General features: G+C 71.8%; 16 protein-coding genes and 1 pseudogene. 7 read left to right on the top strand and 10 right to left on the bottom strand.

Annotated elements, in window-relative coordinates:
• Positions 1-42: 42 nt before the first annotated feature.
• Positions 43-927 carry a shikimate dehydrogenase gene (locus ACIBLC_RS03440; protein WP_399208931.1) on the bottom strand — a complete coding sequence of 295 codons (885 nt, stop codon included), beginning with the start codon at positions 925-927 and terminating at the stop codon, positions 43-45.
• 254 nt (positions 928-1,181) lie between these two features.
• Here ACIBLC_RS03440 and ACIBLC_RS03435 point away from each other — a divergent pair, with 254 nt between their 5' ends.
• Together ACIBLC_RS03435 and ACIBLC_RS03430 are read left to right on the top strand one after the other, a co-directional pair.
• Positions 1,182-1,874 carry a TetR family transcriptional regulator gene (locus ACIBLC_RS03435; protein ID WP_399208930.1) on the top strand — a complete coding sequence of 231 codons (693 nt, stop codon included), beginning with the start codon at positions 1,182-1,184 and terminating at the stop codon, positions 1,872-1,874.
• Positions 1,875-2,124: 250 nt separating this feature from the next.
• Entirely contained in the window at positions 2,125-3,477 is a 1,353-nt protein-coding gene (locus ACIBLC_RS03430; protein ID WP_399208929.1) for an MFS transporter, read from the top strand.
• Between the two features lie 99 nt (positions 3,478-3,576).
• On the opposite strand, the gene ACIBLC_RS03425 is transcribed toward ACIBLC_RS03430, so the two are convergent.
• Positions 3,577-4,011: a PPOX class F420-dependent oxidoreductase gene (locus tag ACIBLC_RS03425; protein WP_399208928.1), complete on the bottom strand. Its 435-nt coding sequence runs from the start codon at positions 4,009-4,011 to the stop codon at positions 3,577-3,579.
• Between the two features lie 191 nt (positions 4,012-4,202).
• Between ACIBLC_RS03425 and ACIBLC_RS03420 the strand changes: the two genes are divergently transcribed.
• On the top strand, positions 4,203-5,429 hold the full coding sequence (locus tag ACIBLC_RS03420) for a serine hydrolase domain-containing protein (RefSeq protein ID WP_399208927.1): 1,227 nt from the start codon (positions 4,203-4,205) through the stop codon (positions 5,427-5,429).
• A 36-nt stretch (positions 5,430-5,465) separates the two neighbouring features.
• On the opposite strand, the gene ACIBLC_RS03415 is transcribed toward ACIBLC_RS03420, so the two are convergent.
• Positions 5,466-6,461: an ornithine cyclodeaminase family protein gene (locus ACIBLC_RS03415; RefSeq protein ID WP_399208926.1), complete on the bottom strand. Its 996-nt coding sequence runs from the start codon at positions 6,459-6,461 to the stop codon at positions 5,466-5,468.
• Between the two features lie 3 nt (positions 6,462-6,464).
• Positions 6,465-7,196, bottom strand: a complete 732-nt coding sequence (gene ribA / locus ACIBLC_RS03410) for a GTP cyclohydrolase II (protein WP_399208925.1) — start codon at positions 7,194-7,196, stop codon at positions 6,465-6,467.
• 38 nt (positions 7,197-7,234) lie between these two features.
• Between ribA and ACIBLC_RS03405 the strand changes: the two genes are divergently transcribed.
• Positions 7,235-8,029, top strand: coding sequence for a creatininase family protein (locus ACIBLC_RS03405; RefSeq protein WP_399208924.1), 795 nt, complete (start codon positions 7,235-7,237; stop codon positions 8,027-8,029).
• 173 nt (positions 8,030-8,202) lie between these two features.
• Here the strand turns inward: ACIBLC_RS03405 and ACIBLC_RS03400 are convergent.
• From ACIBLC_RS03400 to ACIBLC_RS03380, 5 genes and pseudogenes are all read right to left on the bottom strand, one after another.
• Positions 8,203-8,961 (bottom strand): annotated as a pseudogene (locus ACIBLC_RS03400) (lysylphosphatidylglycerol synthase transmembrane domain-containing protein); the annotation flags it as partial.
• A gap of 101 nt (positions 8,962-9,062) precedes the next feature.
• Positions 9,063-9,959: a class I SAM-dependent methyltransferase gene (locus ACIBLC_RS03395; RefSeq protein ID WP_399208923.1), complete on the bottom strand. Its 897-nt coding sequence runs from the start codon at positions 9,957-9,959 to the stop codon at positions 9,063-9,065.
• A 71-nt stretch (positions 9,960-10,030) separates the two neighbouring features.
• Positions 10,031-11,233: a glycosyltransferase family 4 protein gene (locus ACIBLC_RS03390; protein WP_399208922.1), complete on the bottom strand. Its 1,203-nt coding sequence runs from the start codon at positions 11,231-11,233 to the stop codon at positions 10,031-10,033.
• Positions 11,230-11,628, bottom strand: a complete 399-nt coding sequence (locus tag ACIBLC_RS03385) for a 6-pyruvoyl trahydropterin synthase family protein (protein ID WP_399208921.1) — start codon at positions 11,626-11,628, stop codon at positions 11,230-11,232. Before ACIBLC_RS03385 ends, ACIBLC_RS03390 begins: the two co-directional genes overlap by 4 nt.
• A 128-nt stretch (positions 11,629-11,756) precedes the next feature.
• Positions 11,757-12,737 carry a zinc-binding alcohol dehydrogenase gene (locus ACIBLC_RS03380; protein WP_399208920.1) on the bottom strand — a complete coding sequence of 327 codons (981 nt, stop codon included), beginning with the start codon at positions 12,735-12,737 and terminating at the stop codon, positions 11,757-11,759.
• A 105-nt stretch (positions 12,738-12,842) separates the two neighbouring features.
• Between ACIBLC_RS03380 and ACIBLC_RS03375 the strand changes: the two genes are divergently transcribed.
• Together ACIBLC_RS03375 and ACIBLC_RS03370 are read left to right on the top strand one after the other, a co-directional pair.
• Positions 12,843-13,664 carry a CDP-alcohol phosphatidyltransferase family protein gene (locus ACIBLC_RS03375; protein ID WP_399208919.1) on the top strand — a complete coding sequence of 274 codons (822 nt, stop codon included), beginning with the start codon at positions 12,843-12,845 and terminating at the stop codon, positions 13,662-13,664.
• Between the two features lie 13 nt (positions 13,665-13,677).
• Positions 13,678-14,490 carry an SAM-dependent methyltransferase gene (locus tag ACIBLC_RS03370; protein ID WP_399208918.1) on the top strand — a complete coding sequence of 271 codons (813 nt, stop codon included), beginning with the start codon at positions 13,678-13,680 and terminating at the stop codon, positions 14,488-14,490.
• 35 nt (positions 14,491-14,525) lie between these two features.
• Here ACIBLC_RS03370 and ACIBLC_RS03365 read toward each other — a convergent pair whose 3' ends face one another.
• Complete coding sequence (locus tag ACIBLC_RS03365; RefSeq protein WP_399208917.1) at positions 14,526-15,974, bottom strand: MFS transporter; 1,449 nt, start codon at positions 15,972-15,974, stop codon at positions 14,526-14,528.
• Between the two features lie 297 nt (positions 15,975-16,271).
• Between ACIBLC_RS03365 and ACIBLC_RS03360 the strand changes: the two genes are divergently transcribed.
• The gene (locus ACIBLC_RS03360) at positions 16,272-16,850 is read left to right on the top strand and encodes a TetR/AcrR family transcriptional regulator (RefSeq protein WP_399208916.1); all 579 of its coding nucleotides are present in this window, start codon (positions 16,272-16,274) and stop codon (positions 16,848-16,850) included.
• The last annotated feature ends 32 nt before the right edge of the window (positions 16,851-16,882 follow it).

Here is a 16,882-nt window from a genome sequence, read left to right as displayed (position 1 = left end):
CGCACCCGCGCAGCGCTTCAGCCGCCCCTCCCCAAGGCGCCCTCAACTCCGCGCACCCGTCGCACCCGCGGGGGCGGCCAACTCTGCGATATCCGCCAGCATCCGTCCGCTGTCGGGCTCCCGCCCGGTGAACAGCCGGAACGCGTCCACCGCCTGGAAGACCGCCATCCCCCCACCATCGAGGGTGGCGCACCCCCGTTCGCGAGCGGCCCGCAGCAGCTCGGTCTCCAACGGCCGGTAGACGACCTCGGCGACCCACAGCCCGGGATGCAGCAACTCGGCGGGGAACGGCAGCCCGGGATGCGCGGCCATCCCGGTGGGCGTCGCGTGCACCACCCCGTCGGCACGGGCGAGAAGCCCGCCGAGCCCGTCCGGCGTCGCGGCTGCCGCTCGCCCCTCACCGAAGTACCGGTTGAGCGAACCGGCGAGATCGGCCGCCCGCTCGGGCATCGCGTCGACGACGGTGACATGCCCCGCGCCCAGGGTGAGGACGGCGTGTGCGACGGCAGCCCCCGCACCGCCCGCGCCCAGCTGTACGACCCGCTCCAGCGGAACGTCGGGCAGCCCGCGCGCGAAGGAGGCCGCGAATCCGGTGACGTCCGTGTTGTGCCCGATGGCGCGGCCGCCCTCGAAGACGACGGTGTTGACCGCGCCGAGCGCCTCGGCCTGCGGGGCGAGCTCGTCGAGGTGCCCGATGACGAGCTGCTTGCAGGGGTGCGTGATGTTCAGTCCGTCGAAACCGAGGTCACGCGCGGCGCGTACGAGCCCGCCCACCGCTTCCGGGCCGACGCCGAGCCGGTCGATGTCGATCAGCCGGTAGAGGTAACGCAGGCCCTGCCGGTCGGCCTCCCGCTCGTGCAGCGCTGGGCTGAGCGAGGGGCCGATGCCGGATCCGATCAGGCCGACGAGGTACGAGTTCTGGGGCACGGCGGGCCTCCGGGCTGCTGACGAGCGAATGGCTGTTGACGAGTGACCGGCTGCTGATGGGTGACTGGCGGTGGACGGCAGATGAGTGACAGGCGCCCGCTAATGTACGAACTGGTCCGTTAGTCAGTGATACCAGGATGCCGCACGTTCGGGAAGACCCGGACGGGAAAGCCCTTGCCCGCGCCCTGCTTCTACAATCGCGGGCACCGGCACCGCATCCACCGCGCGACCGGCCCCTCGCCCGAAGGAACCCGATGACCAGCGTCGAAGAACCGGCACGACCCAACGGGCGCATCCGTGACGCCGCCCGCACCAAGGCCGAGATTCTCGACGTGGCGACGGAGGAGTTCGCGCGGGCCGGTTACGCGGGTGCCCGGGTGGACGAGATCGCCGCCCGCACCCGCACCACGAAGCGGATGATCTACTACTACTTCGGCGGCAAGGAGCGGCTCTTCACGGCAGTCCTGGAGCGCGCCTACACCGTGATCCGGCGGGCGGAGCAGGAGCTGAACGTCGAACACCTGGACCCGGTCGCGGCCATCCGCCGGCTCGCCGAGCTCACCTTCGACCACCACGAGGCGCACCCCGACTTCATCCGCCTGGTGAGCATCGAGAACATCCACGAGGCGGAGCACATCGCGGCCTCGGAGGAGCTCGGCAGGATCGGCTCACCGGCGCTGGACGTGATCAGCCGCATCCTGGAGACCGGCCGCGGGTCCGGCCTGTTCACGGCGGACGTGGACGCCGTGGACCTGCACGCGATGATCAGCGCGTTCTGCTTCTTCCGGGTCGCCAACCGGCACACCTTCGGCGCCCTCTTCGGCCGCGATCTGGTCGCCCCCGACCAGCGGGAGCACTACCGGACCATGCTCGGCGACATGGTCATCGCCTATCTCACCGCGGAACGCTCGCAGGACCTCGCGGCGGACCTCCCGGCAGGCCACTGACAGCCGCCGCCCGGGCCGCTCACCGGGCCCGGGCGGGGAAGGTCCTTCGACGCGGCCTCTTGACACCCGGGAAACGCGAGCGCAACATCCGTAGCCATCCGCTACTAACTATCCAGTGGGTTAATTAGCCGGGTCGCCCAGCAGTCCAGCAGCGGCGCGCACCCGGCACGGCCGACCCGCCACCCCAGGGCCCCGGCACCCCTCCCCCGCCGCCACTCCCGTCCCCGGAGTTCCCTCGAAGGAGCCAGCCGTGTCCGTCCCCGCCGTCCCGCTCGACGCGCCACCCGGCCAGCCCAGGAAAGCCGCCATGGCCGCCTGGATCGGCAGCGCCCTGGAGTACTACGACTTCTTCATCTACGGCAGCGCCGCAGCCCTGATCTTCCCCAAGGTCTTCTTCGACGAGTCGGACCCGGCCACCGCGACGCTCCTGTCGCTCGGCACGTTCGGAGTCGCGTACGCGGCCCGCCCGATCGGCGCGCTCTTCCTCGGTCACTTCGGCGACCGCGTCGGCCGCAAGAAGATCATGGTCTTCACGCTGATCCTGATGGGCCTGTCGACGTTCCTCATCGGCTGCCTGCCGACCCGCGACCAGGTGGGCGGCCTCGCCCCGGTCCTGCTGGTCCTCTGCCGCGTCCTCCAGGGCATCTCCGCCGCCGGCGAGCAGGCCAGCGCCAACTCCATGACGCTGGAGCACGCGCCGCCGGACCGGCGCGGCTTCTTCACCAGCTTCACGCTCAGCGGCACCCAGGGCGGCCAGCTCCTGGCGACCCTGGTCTTCCTGCCGGTCGCCGCGCTGCCCGAGGACCAGCTGCTCTCGTGGGGCTGGCGCATCCCGTTCTGGGCGAGCGTCGCCGTGGCCGTCGTCGGCTTCGTCATCCGCCGCACGCTCCAGGAGACCCCGGCCTTCACCCAGCAGGCCGCGACCGAGGGCGTCGCCAAGCTGCCCCTGGCCATCCTGCTCCGCGAGCACTGGGCGGACGTCCTGCGGGTCGTCGCCGCCGCCCTCATCGCCTCGGTCAGCACGATCTTCACGGTGTGGGCGCTGGCGTACGGGACCAGCGACTCCGTGGGTCTGTCCCGCTCGCAGATGCTGTGGGTCGGCGCGCTCGCCAACCTGGCCGCGCTCGGCGCGATCCCGCTGTGGGCCAGGCTCTCCGACCGCGTCGGCCGCCGCCCGGTCTTCCTGGTGGGCGCGGTCGGCAGCGCGATCATGATGTTCCTCTACCTGTGGGCCATCTCCACCGGCTCCTACCCGCTGATCCTCGCGCTCGGCATCGTTACCTTCGGCATCGTCTACAGCGCCGCCAACGGTGTCTGGCCGTCCTTCTACGGCGAGATGTTCTCCACCCGTGTCCGGCTCTCCGGCATGGCGATCGGCACCCAGATCGGCTTCGCCGTCGCCGGGTTCGCCGTCACCTTCGCCGCGCGGATCGCGGGTCCCGACGGCGACGGCTGGCTACCTGTCGCTCTGTTCACCGCGGCGCTGTGCGTCCCGCCGGTGATCGCCGCGCTCACCGCCCGCGAGACGCACAAGGTGCCGACCGAGCGGCTCGGCGAGCGTGCGGTCTCCGAGCCCGCGGGACGGGAGAAGGTCGCGGTCTGAGCCCGCCGGCACCCCAGGTCCCCGGCGCCCGACGGACGTTCGGGGATCTGGGCCGTCGGCGCGATCGAGGCCCGCACGGACGGCCCGGGCGGGGAGACGTCAGCCGGGGATTCCGTACGCGCGCTCCACGTGGAGGCGTAGGACGAGACGCCGGTCGCGGACCATGGCGGCGCGGAAGTCGTCCCAGTCGGGGTGCTCGCCCAGGACGTCGCGGTAGAGCCGGACGAGTTCCTCGACGGTCTCGTCCCGCTGGTCCCCGGCGACGGGGGTGAGTTCGGCCGTGCCCTCGGCGACCGTGTAGGCCCACCGGTCCCCGCTGGTGACGTGGTAAGAGGCCCGCGCGTCCCGGCGCAGGTTGCGGGTCTTGGCGCGGTCGTCGGTGAGCGAGACCCGGACGATCCGCTCGTCGGGGTAGTAGGCGTGGCTCACGTTCGACAGCTGAGGGCGGCCGTCCTTCTTGAGGGTGACGAGCACCCCGCCCTTGTACTCGGAGAGCAGCTTGAGCAGTGCGTCCTGCGTCGCGTCCTGAGTCATGCCCTGCTCAACGCTCCGTACCGCGCGAGACATTCCAGGCGATTTCTCGCGCTGAGGCTACCGGGAGCCCCGGGGACACCGGGACGCATTCGCAAGGAGTTCATCAACAAGTGCGGGGCAGAAGGCGGTTCATGAGTCTTTACGGGACCATGGAGCGAGTTGGTCCAAGAGCCGCAGCCCGGAGGAGAGTCATGGGACACCTGCGACAGGAGGCCGAGCCGCGCGAGGCCGGCCTCGATCCGAAGGCGCTGGCCCGCCTCGATCAGCATTTCGCCCACCTGGTCGACGACGGCAGTCTCCCCGGGTACCTGGTGTCCGTGTCCCGGCACGGCCGCGTCGCCCACCTCACCACGTACGGCTGCCGCGACCGCAAGGCCGAACTCCCCGTCGAGACCGACACCTTGTGGCGGATGTACTCGATGACCAAGCCGGTCACCTCGGTCGCCGCGCTGATGCTCCTCGAAGAGGGCCGCCTCCGGCTCGATGATCCCGTCGCCGACTTCCTCCCGGCCTTCGCCGACCCACAGGTGTACGTCGACGGATCCGGCCCGGACGCCAAGACCCGCCCGGCCGCCCAACCCATTCTCGTCCGGCACCTGTTGACCCAGACCTCGGGCCTGACCTTCGGCTTCTACCACGCGCATCCCGTCGACGCGCTGTACCGGCAAGCCGGTCTGGAGTCGTCCGTGCCGACGGGCGCGACCCTGGCCGAGGCCTGCGAGGTGTACGCCGGACTGCCGCTCCAGTTCGAGCCGGGCACCCAGTGGAACTACTCCGTCGCCACCAATGTCCTCAGCCGTGTCATCGAGGTGGTGTCCGGCCAGGACCTCGACGTGTTCCTGGCCGAGCGGATCTTCGGGCCGCTGGGGATGAAGGACGCCGGATTCTGCGTCACGGACGAACAGGCGGGACGACTGGCCGAGTTGTACGGCGAGGACGAGGACGGCGGGATCTCCCCGATCGTCGGGTTGCCCCTGCACGGCCGGCCTCGCTGTGTGTCCGGGAGCGGCGGCATGGTCGCCACCGCCCACGACTACCACCGCTTCATGGAGATGCTCCGGCAGCGCGGGGAACTCGACGGCGCCCGCCTGCTGAAGCCCGGGACCGTGGACCTGATGGTGTCCAACCACCTACCCGGCAACGCCGACCGCCGCACCTTCGGCAGCCCCGCCCACCAGGAGCCGAGCAACGCGGGCCTCGGCTTCGGCCTCGGTGTCTCCGTCGTGGTGGACCCGGAGATCACCCAGTCCCCGGCCGGGCAGGGCGCGTACGGCTGGAGCGGAGTGGCCAGTACGACGTTCTGGGTCGACCCGGAGAACGACGTGACCGTGCAGTTCCTGACCCAGGTCCGCCCCAGCTCCTCCCACTCGATCTTCCGCGAGCTGAAGCGGCTGGTGCAGGAGTCGATACTGGACTGAGCCCGCTCGCGCCGACGAGGGCCGGCACCGTCCCGTTCAGCGGCGCGCGTCCCGCGCGCGTGCCGCGGTGATCACGGCCCAGGCCGCGGCGGCGTCCTGGATGCCGAGGCCGACGCTGTTGTAGAAGACGATGTCGTCCGGGTGGGTACGGCCCGGGTGGGTGCCGGTGAGCACGCCGCCGAGCGGAATCAGGTCCCGCCGCGCGAGCCGCCCCTCGCGCAGCGCGTCGACGACGGGTCCCGCGTGCTCCGCCGCCGTCGCCGGATCGTCGACGACCACCGCGGCGGCCCGCCGCAGGACCTCCGCGTCGACCTCGCTCCGGCCGGGCTCGAAGGAGCCGACGCTGACGACCGTGCATCCCGGCGCCAGCCACTCGCCCCGCACCACGGGCGCGGCGCTCAGCGTGCAGGCAGCGACCATCGGCAGCCCCGCCACGGCCTCCTCGGCGGTCTCGACGGCCTTGACCGCGACACCGAGTTCGGCGGCGAGCCGCTGAGACGCACGCGCCCGGCGGCCCGGGTCCGGGCTCCACAGCCGCACGGACCGCACCTCCCGTACCCGGGCGACTGCCCGTACGTGGGCCAGGGCCTGCGTACCGGAGCCGAGTACGCCGAGCTCCGTGCTGTCGGCGGTGGCCAGCGCGTCGAAGGCGACGGCGCTCGCCGCGGCCGTGCGCAGGGTCGTCACCGCGGTGCCGTCCATGACCGCGACCGGTTGCCCGGTGACGGGGTCGAGCACGTTGATCACCGCGTGGACGGTCGGCAGCCCGGCCGCCGCGTTGCGCGGGTTGACGCTGCCGATCTTGGCGACGGTCCCGGTGTCCGCGGACAGCCGGGCGAGGTAGGCGAAGACGACGCTGTCGTCGAAGCGGCTGGGATACATGATCTTCCCGGGGAGCTCGGCACTGCCGTCGCCGAGCGCCGTGAAGGCCGCGCGCTGCGAGGCGATCGCCGTGTCGGTGTCGAGCAGCTCCCGCACCTGCTCGCGCGACAGGAACAGCGGACCGCCGTCGGCGGCGTCGTCTTCTCTCATTCCTCAGTGATAGCCGTCCTTGCCGATCCGCAAAAGATCGCGGTGGTCCAAGTGGGCGCCGTTCAGTTCGGATCCGCCCAGGTGGACTCCGTCCAGATGGGGCAGGTCGTGGTCCAGGCGCTCCCGCTTGGTCAGCAGATAGCTGAGGTTCTCCTCGCACGGCGGGATCAGCAGGGGGACCTGCTCGGCGACCCTGATGCCGTCCCGCACCAACGCCTCGCGCTTGCGCGGGTTGTTCGACATCAGCCGCACGGACCGTACACCGAGGTCGTGCAGGATCTCCGCCGCCACCCGGTAGTCGCGGGCGTCCACCGGCAGGCCCTGGGCGAGGTTCGCCTCGACGGTGTCCATGCCCTCCGACTGGAGCTGCATGGCCCGGAGCTTGGCGAGCAGGCCTATGCCCCGGCCCTCGTGGCCCCGGAGGTAGACGAGGATGCCGCGGCCCTCCGCGACGATGGCGCGCAGCGCGGCGGCGAGCTGGTCGCCGCATTCGCAGTGCATGGACCCGAAGGCGTCCCCGGTGAGGCACTCCGAATGCAGCCGGGTGAGGGTGTCCCCCTCGCCGATGTCAGGCAGGTCCCCGTGCACCAGGGCCACTTGTTCCTCGCCCCGGTCGTGGTCGAGGTAACCGACGGCGTGGAATGCGCCGTACACGGTGGGCAATGGGGCAATCACGACGCGTTCGACACCTGTGCGGTGGGCATTCCCGCCGAGTGCTCCAAAGTTATCTGTCATGATCTGATTCCTAAGCAGAGTCGAAAGGCCGTGAAAACATGAGTGGTTCGGGAACGCGCTCGACGGTATCCGGTCTGTTGCCGGTTGACACCACGGAAGACGTACGAGCGCGCGGCGCGGGTGTGTCACGGCAGGTCGCCGTGCTTCCCGTCGGGAGTTTCGAACAGCACGGTGCGTTTCTTCCGCTCGCGACGGACACACTCGTCGCGTGTGCCATCGCGCGGGAGGTCGCGGCCGCCTATCCGGTCCACCTCCTTCCTCCGGTGACGATCTCCTGCTCGCACGAGCACGCCGCGTGGCCGGGGACCGTCAGCATCTCTTCCGTCACGCTCCACGCGGTGGTCGGGGACATCGCCGACTCGCTCCGCCGGTCGGGCGTCGACACCCTGGTGCTGGTCAACGGGCACGGCGGAAACTACGTACTGGGCAATGTGGTTCAGGAATCCGCGGGCAGCGGTACGCGCATGGCGCTTTTCCCGGCCATGGAGGACTGGGAAGGGGCGAGGGAGCGGGCCGGAGTACAGACCTCGCTGCTCAGCGATATGCACGCGGGGGAAATAGAGACCTCCATTCTGCTGCACGCCCATCCGGAATTGGTCAGGGAAGGTTATGAGACCTCCGATTTCCTCGCGGACGACCGTCGGCACCTGCTGACGCTCGGTATGTCCGCCTATACCGAGTCCGGTGTCATCGGCCGTCCCTCGATGGCCAGTGCCGGGAAGGGGAAGGAACTGCTGGCGGCGCTGACCGAGGCGTTCGGGGCGTATTTCTCCCTGGTGACCTCGGCGAAGTCGCCCTTGGCGGAGGGGACTTCGGAGACCGGCACTACGTAGACCGGCACTTCGGCGGACGTCGGTCGTCGGCATTGATCGTGCCCTCCTGCGCTCTCCTCCCGGGGGCGCCGGAGCGCCGCCGACCAGCGGACGACCAGGACGACCACGCCGGGCAGGCTCGCGGCGAAACTCAGCACTCCGTAGACCACGGCGACGGTCAGGCCCATGCTCGCGCCGAGTCCCGCGGCGCCGAACGCCCAGGCGGTGACGCCCTCGCGCGGACCCCAGCCGCCCACGTTCAGGGGCAGGCCCATGGCGAGCAGGGCCAGCAGCGCCAATGGCAGCAACTGGGCGGCGGACGCGGTGGATCCGGCGACCCGGGCGGCGAGCAGGAACATCGTCAGGTGACCGGCGAGCACGACGGCCGACGAGAGCGCCAGGCCGGGCCAGTTCTCGCGGGCCAGCAGGGCGCCGCGCGCCTCGACGAGCGCGGCGCGCAGCGCGCCGAACCGCCGGGTGCGGCCGGGCGTCCGGACCCGGCGCACCGCGCCGACGGTGACGACTCCGCACACCGAGACGATCGCGAGGAGCAGCGCGAAGTGGCGCGTCTCGGCGAGCACCGGTGACGGCTGCGTGAGCAGGACGACCACGCCGAAGGCCAGCAACACGGCCTGTCCCGCGGTTCGTTCGAGGACCACCGCGCGTACGCCGCGACCGATGTCCCCGGCGCTCTGGCCGTGCCGCACGGCGCGGTGCACATCGCCGAGGACGCCGCCGGGCAGCGCGGCGTTGAGGAACAGCGCCCGGTAGTAGTCGGCGACGGCCGGGACCAGCGGCAGCTTGATCCGCAGCCCGCGCGCCACCAGGCACCAGCGCCAGGCGCTCAACACCGTGGTGAGCAGCCCGATTCCGACTGCCGCGAGCAGGGTCACCGCGTCGATCCGCCGCAGTCCGTCCAGGAAGACTCCGGTACCGAGCCGCCAGAGCAGCACACCGAGGATCGCGGTACCGGCGACGGTGCCGAGGTGGGTGCGGATCCGGCGGGCGTTGACGCGGCCCCGGCTCGGAGACGTGGCCGCCGCCACCGTGGCGCTCACAGCGTCCCGCCCGTCGGCCGGGGCAGCGCCAGCACATCGCTGTGGTGGACGACGACGCGCAGTTCACCCGCCGCGGCGTCCGCCAGGCGGGACCGCAGATACGTCTCCGCGTGGGCGGCGAGTGCGGGGCGCTCCTCGCAGGCCGCGCCGACCCAGCCGCGCAGCCACTCCTGGGTGAGCTCGGCGGTGTCGGGGCCGAGCCGCCACGGGCTCGGGTGGGTGCGGACCGTGGCGCCGTAGTGGGCGAAGGCCTCGCAGGCGGCCGTGATGGCCTCCGGGCCGAGCAGGCCGCCGCGGCGCTGGTGGGCGTTGAACGCCTCGGCGAACTCCGCGTCGAGCGGGTCGGCCGGTGTGAGTTCGACGCGGCCGACGACGGAGAGCGTCAGCAGGGCCGGGACTCCGGCGCCCGCGCAGGCCGCCGCGAGCCGGTCTATCTCGTCGCCGGTGAGGACGTCGAGCAGCGCGGAGGCGGTGACCAGCGAGGCGCCCGACAGGGCGTCCGGGGTCAGCCGGCCGATGTCACCGCGCTGGGTGGCGACGGTGACCCGGCTGCCGTCGGCCGCCGAGCGCGGTGCGCCCACGGTCGCGAAGTGCAGGAGGTAGGGGTCCCGGTCGTGCAGGATCCAGTGCTGGCCGCCGTCGAGCCGGGGCGCGAGCCAGCGGCCCATGGAACCCGTGCCGCAGCCGAGATCGTGGATCACCAGATCGTCGCCGCGCCCCGGCCGGTTCGCGAGCCGGATGCGCAGCGGGTCGAGCAGATCCGCCGCCCGCGCGGCGGCGTCGGCGCCCTCACGCAGCTGAAGCCACTGGGGCGCGTACCGGGGCACGTCGTCGGCGCCGACGGCGTCGACCCGCTCGCCCGGCGCGCCCACCCGCACCTCGTTACCGGGCATGTCCGGCACCTCTGGCACGTCATGCAACTCTGGCACGTCCGGCACCTCCGACGGAGTGATGGCCGTACTGCTCATGCCGCCCTCCGGGGTTCGCGCGGCAGCCGTCCCAGGACCCCGGCCAGGGTGCGGGCCGTGGTGGCCCAGCCGTTCAGCGCGGTGCGCCGGCCACGAGCCGCCGCCTTGAGACGACGCCGCACGTCGGCCTCGCCGAACCAGCCGCGCAGTTCCACGGCGAGTGCGGCCGGATCCTCCGGTGGTACGAGGATCCCGGGCACGCCGCCGTCGGGCGCGCGGCCGATCGCCTCGGGAAGACCGCCGACGTCGGTCGCCAGCACCGGGATCCCGCGCGCGAGCGCCTCGGTGACCGCCATGCCGTACGTCTCGGCGTACGAGGTGAGGACCATGAGGTCGGCGGCGGCATAGCTCGCGTCGAGCTGCGCGCCCATTTGCGGTCCCACCAGGTGCAGCCGGTTGCCGAGGCCGTACTTCTCTATCTGGGCGCGGATCTGGGCGACGTACGCCGGATCCTGGACGAGTCCGCCGACCAGGACGCAGCTCCAGGGCAGGTCGGTGACGGTCGCGAGGGCCTCGACCAGGCGGTGCTGCCCCTTGCGCGGGGTGACCGCGGCGACGCACAGCAGCCGCGAGACCCCGTCGGTGCCGGAGGCGAGCGGGGCGATATCGGCGCCGGGCTCGGCGACATGGACGCGGTCGGGGGCGAGCCCGTGGTGGGCCACGAGCCGGCGAACCGCCCAGTCGCTGGTGGCCACGACGGCGGACACCGCCCGCAGGGTCGCACGTTCCTTGGCGTCCAGCTCGGCCGCCACGGCGGGCGCGAGCCCCGTCTCGTCGCCGAGCGGCAGGTGCACCAGGACGGTGAGGGCCAGCCGCTCGGCCTCGGGGACGATGATCTCGGGGACACCGCAGGCGACGAGCCCGTCGAGCAGGACCGTCGTGCCGTCCGGCAAGTCCCGCAGCGTTCGGGCGAGTTCCGCGCGGGCGCCGGTGCCGGGGCGCGGCCACTCGCCCGCGACGGCGTGCCGGTGGACCTGCCAGCCGAAGCCGGGCAGGTCCAGGCAGAGCCGCCGGTCGTAGGCGTTGCCGCCGCTCGGCGCGGCGGGGTCGTCGACGCCGCCCGGCATGACGAAGTGCACGGAGCGCAGGGACATGGGGATGATCTCGGCCTTCTGGAGAACCGCGTTCTGCACCGGCACGTAGTTCAGGGAAGCCCGGTCGCCGTTCACCGATGCCTGGTCGATGGTCGTGTCGGTCACAGCGCACGCTCGTAACTCGCCCAGGCGATGTGCGACTCGTGCAGGGTGACGGTGATTCCCGTGAGCCCCTGGGCGCCCTCGCCCAGCGCCCCCGCGTGGATACGGTCGGCGAGGCGGTCGGCGATGACCTTGGCCAGGAACTCCGTCGAGGTGTTGGTGTCCTTGAAGACCGGTTCGCTGTCGAGGTTGCGGTAGTTCAGGTCGCTGACGACCGCGCCGAGTTCCTGCGTGGCCAGTCCGATGTCGACGACGATGTTGTCGTCGTCCAGCTCGGGGCGTCTGAAGGTGGCGTCCACCAGGAACGTCGCACCGTGCAGGCGCTGCGCGGGGCCGAAGACCTCGCCACGGAAGCTGTGGGCGATCATCAGGTGATCGCGGACGGTGATGCTGAACAACGGACGACCCTCCAGGTGCGGTGCGTCTGATCCCCTGCCGGGACCGTGCCGTGTAGTACGGCTGGTCCGTTCTCCTTGTTCAGCTGCCAGTTCCCCTTTCTTCGGAGGTCAGGCAGGTTGTCGCCGACTCAAACCCTGTCGTAGACCACCCGGTGACACAACGCGGGTATCGAACCGGACGCCAATCCGCCCATCACGTCGGGCAGTTCCTCGAATCGGGACTCGCCCGTGACAAGCACGTCGAAGGCGGGTTCGGCGAGCAGTTCGAGGGCGAGCGCGAACCGGTCGGCGTAGGTGCGGCCCGCCCGCCGGGCCGGGGAGAGGGAGCCCACCTGGCTACTGCGGACCGTCAGTCGCCGGGAGTGGAAGGCCTCCCCCAGCGGCAGGCCGATCCGCCGGTCGCCGTACCAGCTGAGCTCGATCACGGTTCCCTCCGGGGCGAGGAGTTCCAGCGCCCGCGCGAGCCCGGCCTCGGTGGCGCTGGCGTGCACGACGAGGTCGAGGTCGCCCGCCGCGTCCCCGGGAAGCGCGAAGTCGACGCCGAGCGCCCGCGCGATCTCTCCGCGTGCCGGATCGGCGTCGACGAGTTGGACGCGTACGCCCGGGAACCTGGCCAGCAGCGCGGCGACCGAGCAGCCGACCATGCCGCCGCCCACCACGGCGATCCGGTCTCCGATCAACGGCGCCGCGTCCCACAGGGCGTTCACCGCGGTCTCCACGGTCCCGGCGAGCACGGCGCGCGCGGCCGGCACGGACTCCGGTACGAGGGTCACGGCGCTCGCGGGGACGACGTAGCGCGTCTGGTGCGGATAGAGGCAGAAGACGGTCCGTCCGAGCAGGGCCGCGGGTCCCTCCTCCACCCGGCCCACGTTGAGATAGCCGTACTTCACGGGCGCGGGGAAGTCGCCGTCCTGGAACGGCGCGCGCATCGCGGCGTACTGGTTCTCCGGGACGCCGCCGCGGAAGACGAGCGTCTCGGTTCCCCTGCTCACGCCCGAGTAGAGCGTGCGTACCAGCACCTCGTCCTCGGCCGGTTCCTGAAGGGTGACTTCGCGTATTTCGCCGTGGCCCGGAGAGGCGAGCCAGAAGGCGCGGGCTGTGAGTTCCATGAGAGGTCCCTGAACGATCCGGCAGATCTTCACGTACGGAGCGGTGAACAGCCGCGCACAGTACGCGGCGTTGATCGACTCTGTCATACGGCCGGAGGACTCGCGGTGGCCCTGAACAACACATACGACCTGAGGCTCCCCCAGCAGGAGACCATCGTCGGAGCGGCTGCGCAGCTCCTGCTCCTGGCTCTGCTGGGCTCGGCGATCGGCATGGGCCCCGCGGGCTGGCTGACGGGCCTCGCGTTCGCGTTCGCCACCTGGGCGGTGCTGAACCGTGCCCTGCGCCGCACCCGGCCCCGCTCCTTCGGGCCCGCCAACCGCGTGACCCTGGGCCGGGCCGTCCTCGTCGGCGGCGTCACCGCCCTGGTCGCGGACTCGTTCCAGGACTCGCCGCCGGTCACGCTCCTGGTGGGCCTGACCGCGGTCGCCCTGATCCTCGACGGCGTCGACGGCCAGGTCGCCCGCCGCACCGGCACCGCCTCGCCGCTGGGCGCCCGCTTCGACATGGAGGTCGACTCGTTCCTGGTCCTGGTGCTGAGCGTGTACGTCTCCATGTCGCTCGGTCCGTGGGTACTGCTGATCGGCACGATGCGCTACGCCTTCGTGGCGGCGGCCTGGGTGGCGCCGTGGCTGAACGGCGCGCTGCCGCCGAGCATGGCCCGCAAGACGGTCGCCGCCGTCCAGGGCGTCACGCTGCTCGTCGCGGGCGCCGGGGTCCTGCCGTACGTGGCGAACGCCGGCGCGGTGCTGCTGGCACTGGTGCTGCTGGTCTGGTCGTTCGGACGTGACATCGGCTGGCTGTGGGGTCAGCGGCGCGGGGCGCGCGGGCCGGTGCGTGCGGCCCGGCAACCGGCCGCGCCCTCCGGCGAGTTGCCGCTCCAGCGTCCACTACTGTGTGCGCAGGCGCAGACGGATGAACGTGTATGAGGAGCTGGGCAGCATGAACGAGCGGTCGGCGGGCGGAATGGTCCCGGTCAACTCCTCGGAGGCGCACCCCGCGCGGGTCTACAACGCGTGGCTGGGCGGCAAGGACAACTACCCGGCCGACCAGGAGGCCGCCGAGCTGGCCGCCTCCGCCAATCCGGAGATCATCCCCGCGGTCCGGGCCAACCGGGCCTTCCTGGGCCGGGCGGTGCGCGAGCTGTCCGCGGTGGGTATCCGGCAGTTCCTCGACATCGGCACCGGCATACCGGCCGCGGACAACACCCACGAGGTGGCGCAGCGGGTCGACCCCGGCGCCCGTGTGGTGTACGTCGACAACGACCCGATCGTGCTGGCCCACGCCCGCGCCCTGCTCGTCAGCACCCCGGGAGGTGCGACGGACTACCTGAGCGCGGACCTGCGCGAGGTGGACGGCATCCTGGCCGCCGCGCAGGAGACGCTCGACCTGTCGCAGCCGGTGGGCCTCATGCTGGTGGCCATCCTCCAGTACGTCCCGAACGCCGACGATCCCTACGCCATCGCGCGCCGTCTCCTGGACGCGCTCGCCCCCGGCAGTCATCTGGTTCTCTCCCATCCCGCGTCGGACATCGGAGCCGACGAGGTCGCGGAGTCGATGCGCGTCTACAACGAGCGCGCCGCCGAGCACGCGTCCGCGACACCCCGCACGCACGCGGATGTCACCCGCTTCTTCGATGGCACGAAGCTGCTGGACCCCGGAGTCGTCCAGCTCCCCGAGTGGCGACCGGGCCCGGACGACGTGGCGCCCGCCCGCCCGCTGCCCATGTGGTGCGGGGTCGGACGCAAGGCGTAACCGCCGCGACCTGGGCACGAGCGGGCGGGCGGGACTCACCTGGGCAGCGCGGCGCTGGTCTCCGGCTCCGGGAGGGACGTCTCGGAAGACGCCCGCGGGGTGCCCGGCAGGCGCCCGGCACGCCGCGCCGGCACGAGGAGTGCCGCCAGTGCCGCGCCGAGGCAGAGCAGGGCGAGCAGGCTGAAGCCGTGCGTGTAACCGGAGGCGTACGGAAGGCCCGAGGGCTGGAGGTGGCCGGTGACCAGGACACTGGTCACGGCCGCGCCGATGGAGCCGCCGATGGTGCGGATGTTGGCGTTCATGCCGGTCGCGGCGCCGGTCTGCTCGGGCGGGACGCTGCCGACGATCAGGTTGGCCATCGAGGCGAAGGCCAGTCCGATGCCGAGGCCGAAGATGCCGGCCGCGAAGGCGATCTGCCACTGCTCGTCGTGCCAGACGGCGAGGAAGCCACAGGCCACGGCGCCGAGCGCGGCACCGGCCGTGAGCAGTTTCTTGGCGCCCAGGACGGGTTCCAGGCGACCGCTGAGTACGCCCGAGCAGAACATCGCGATGAGCATCGGCAGCATGAGCAGCCCGGCCCCGGTGACGCTCGCGCCGAAGCCGTACCCCGCTGAGCTGGGAGTCTGTACGAAGCCGGGGAGGAAGGACCAGATCGAGTACATGCCCGCGCCGAAGAGCAGCGCGGCGGTGTTCGTGGTCCACACGGCGGGCAGCCGCATGATGCGCAGGTCGATCAGCGGGAAGCGGGAGCGCGCCTCGGTCAGCAGCCAGAGCGCGAAGAGCAGGACGGCGGCGGCGAACAGCCCGGTCACCCGGGCCGACCCCCAGCCCCACTGGCCCGCCTGGCTGAGCGGCAGCAGCAGGGCCACCAGCCAGCCGGACAGCAGGACGGCGCCGAGCCAGTTGACGCGTCCCTCGGCCCGGCCGGGCGACTCGGGGACGTAGCGCAGGGCGATCAGCGTGGTGACGGCGACGACGCCGACGGGGAGCCAGAACAGCCAGCGGTAGTCGAGCGCGGTCACGATGGGACCGGCCGCGACCATGCCGACCCCTCCGCCGGCGGCGATCACGGCGGACAGGTTGCTGATGCTGGGGCCGACCCTGGCGGGGGCGAACTCGTCGCGGATGATGCCGAAGGACAGCGGGAACAGCGCGCCGCCGATTCCCTGGACGACCCGGGCGACGATCAGCACCCCGATGGTCGGCGCGAGCGCGGCGAGCAGGCAGCCGATCGTCACGGTCACCAGGACGCCGACGAGGGTGCGCTTCTTGCCGATCAGGTCGCCGACGCGGCCGAGTATCGGCGTGAAGACCGAGGCGGACAGCAGGTAGGCCGTCATCACCCAGGTCGCGGTGGACTGCGAGGTGTGCAGAGCGTGCTGGACGGTCGGCAGGGCCGGTGCGATCAGCGACTGGAGCATGGAGAACACGCCGGCACCGGTCGCGAGGACCGCGAAGGTGAGGCGGGTGGACTTCCGGGGCATCGAAGGAGCCTCTCCGAACGGAGCAGAGGAGATACGGGATCACCGCGGGGCAGCGTCAGCACTGCGGGGCAGCGTCGAGCACACCCACGGACGCGCGGGTGTCAGGGGGAAGGAAGCGTCGGACGGGCGGCGCGGACAGCGGGGCCCGGTATGCGGTCGAGACGGGGCGGGGCGCCGACGATGCGTACGGCCGCACGCATCCACGCGGAACACACCCCGACTGGTAAAGTGGAGGTACGCCTCCACTGTAGCGGAGGCCAACCTCCGCTTCAACCTCGAACCGCCCGGGAGGCAGCAGTGACGGCTCAGCCGTTCCCCGTCAGCGAGATCGTCACGGCCCGGCGCCCGCACCGCAAGGACGCCGCGCGCAACTACGACGCCCTGCTGGCCGCCGCCCGCGAGGCCTTCGCGGAGAACGGCGCCGAGGCCTCGCTGGAGGACATCGCCCGGCGCGCGGGAGTGGGTATCGGCACCCTCTACCGGAACTTCCCCACCCGCCGCCACCTCTTCGAGAGCGTCTACGCCTCCGAGGTGGACGACCTGTGCCGGATGGCGTGGGACGTCGCCGCCCTGGACCCGTGGGAGGCGCTGTCCTCGTGGCTGCGCCGGTTCGTGGACTACACGGTCACCAAGCGGGCCATCCGCGAGGCGCTCAACAACGAGTCCGAGATCTTCCTGGCCTGCCGGGACTCCATGTACGCGGCGGGCGGCCCGCTGTTCGAGCGGGCACAGAAAGCCGGCCAGGCGCGTACGGACATGGCCTTCGACGACCTGCTGCGGATGGTCGCCGGGATCACCTCGACGAACTTCCTCGACGACGCCCAGCGCGACCGCGTCCTGGCCGTCGCCCTCGACGGAGTCCGCACCGCGCACTGACCCGTCGGGCTTCCCGACGGGTGCCGCATCCG

This window comes from Streptomyces sp. NPDC050535, from assembly GCF_044457665.1.
Classification (GTDB): Bacteria; Actinomycetota; Actinomycetes; order Streptomycetales; family Streptomycetaceae; genus Streptomyces.
This window is presented reverse-complemented; position numbering and strand designations above follow the sequence as displayed.

Bases quoted from the DNA above. Each gene is read 5' to 3' on its own strand.
- ACIBLC_RS03405 (WP_399208924.1), top strand. From the start codon at position 7,235: ATGAGTGGTTCGGGAACGCGCTCGACGGTATCCGGTCTGTTGCCGGTT.
- ACIBLC_RS03395 (WP_399208923.1), bottom strand. From the start codon at position 9,959: ATGCCCGGTAACGAGGTGCGGGTGGGCGCGCCGGGCGAGCGGGTCGAC.
- ACIBLC_RS03370 (WP_399208918.1), top strand. From the start codon at position 13,678: ATGAACGAGCGGTCGGCGGGCGGAATGGTCCCGGTCAACTCCTCGGAG.
- ACIBLC_RS03435 (WP_399208930.1), top strand. From the start codon at position 1,182: ATGACCAGCGTCGAAGAACCGGCACGACCCAACGGGCGCATCCGTGAC.
- ACIBLC_RS03420 (WP_399208927.1), top strand. From the start codon at position 4,203: ATGGGACACCTGCGACAGGAGGCCGAGCCGCGCGAGGCCGGCCTCGAT.
- ribA (WP_399208925.1), bottom strand. From the start codon at position 7,196: ATGACAGATAACTTTGGAGCACTCGGCGGGAATGCCCACCGCACAGGT.
- ACIBLC_RS03365 (WP_399208917.1), bottom strand. From the start codon at position 15,974: ATGCCCCGGAAGTCCACCCGCCTCACCTTCGCGGTCCTCGCGACCGGT.
- ACIBLC_RS03415 (WP_399208926.1), bottom strand. From the start codon at position 6,461: ATGAGAGAAGACGACGCCGCCGACGGCGGTCCGCTGTTCCTGTCGCGC.
- ACIBLC_RS03425 (WP_399208928.1), bottom strand. From the start codon at position 4,011: ATGACTCAGGACGCGACGCAGGACGCACTGCTCAAGCTGCTCTCCGAG.
- ACIBLC_RS03380 (WP_399208920.1), bottom strand. From the start codon at position 12,737: ATGGAACTCACAGCCCGCGCCTTCTGGCTCGCCTCTCCGGGCCACGGC.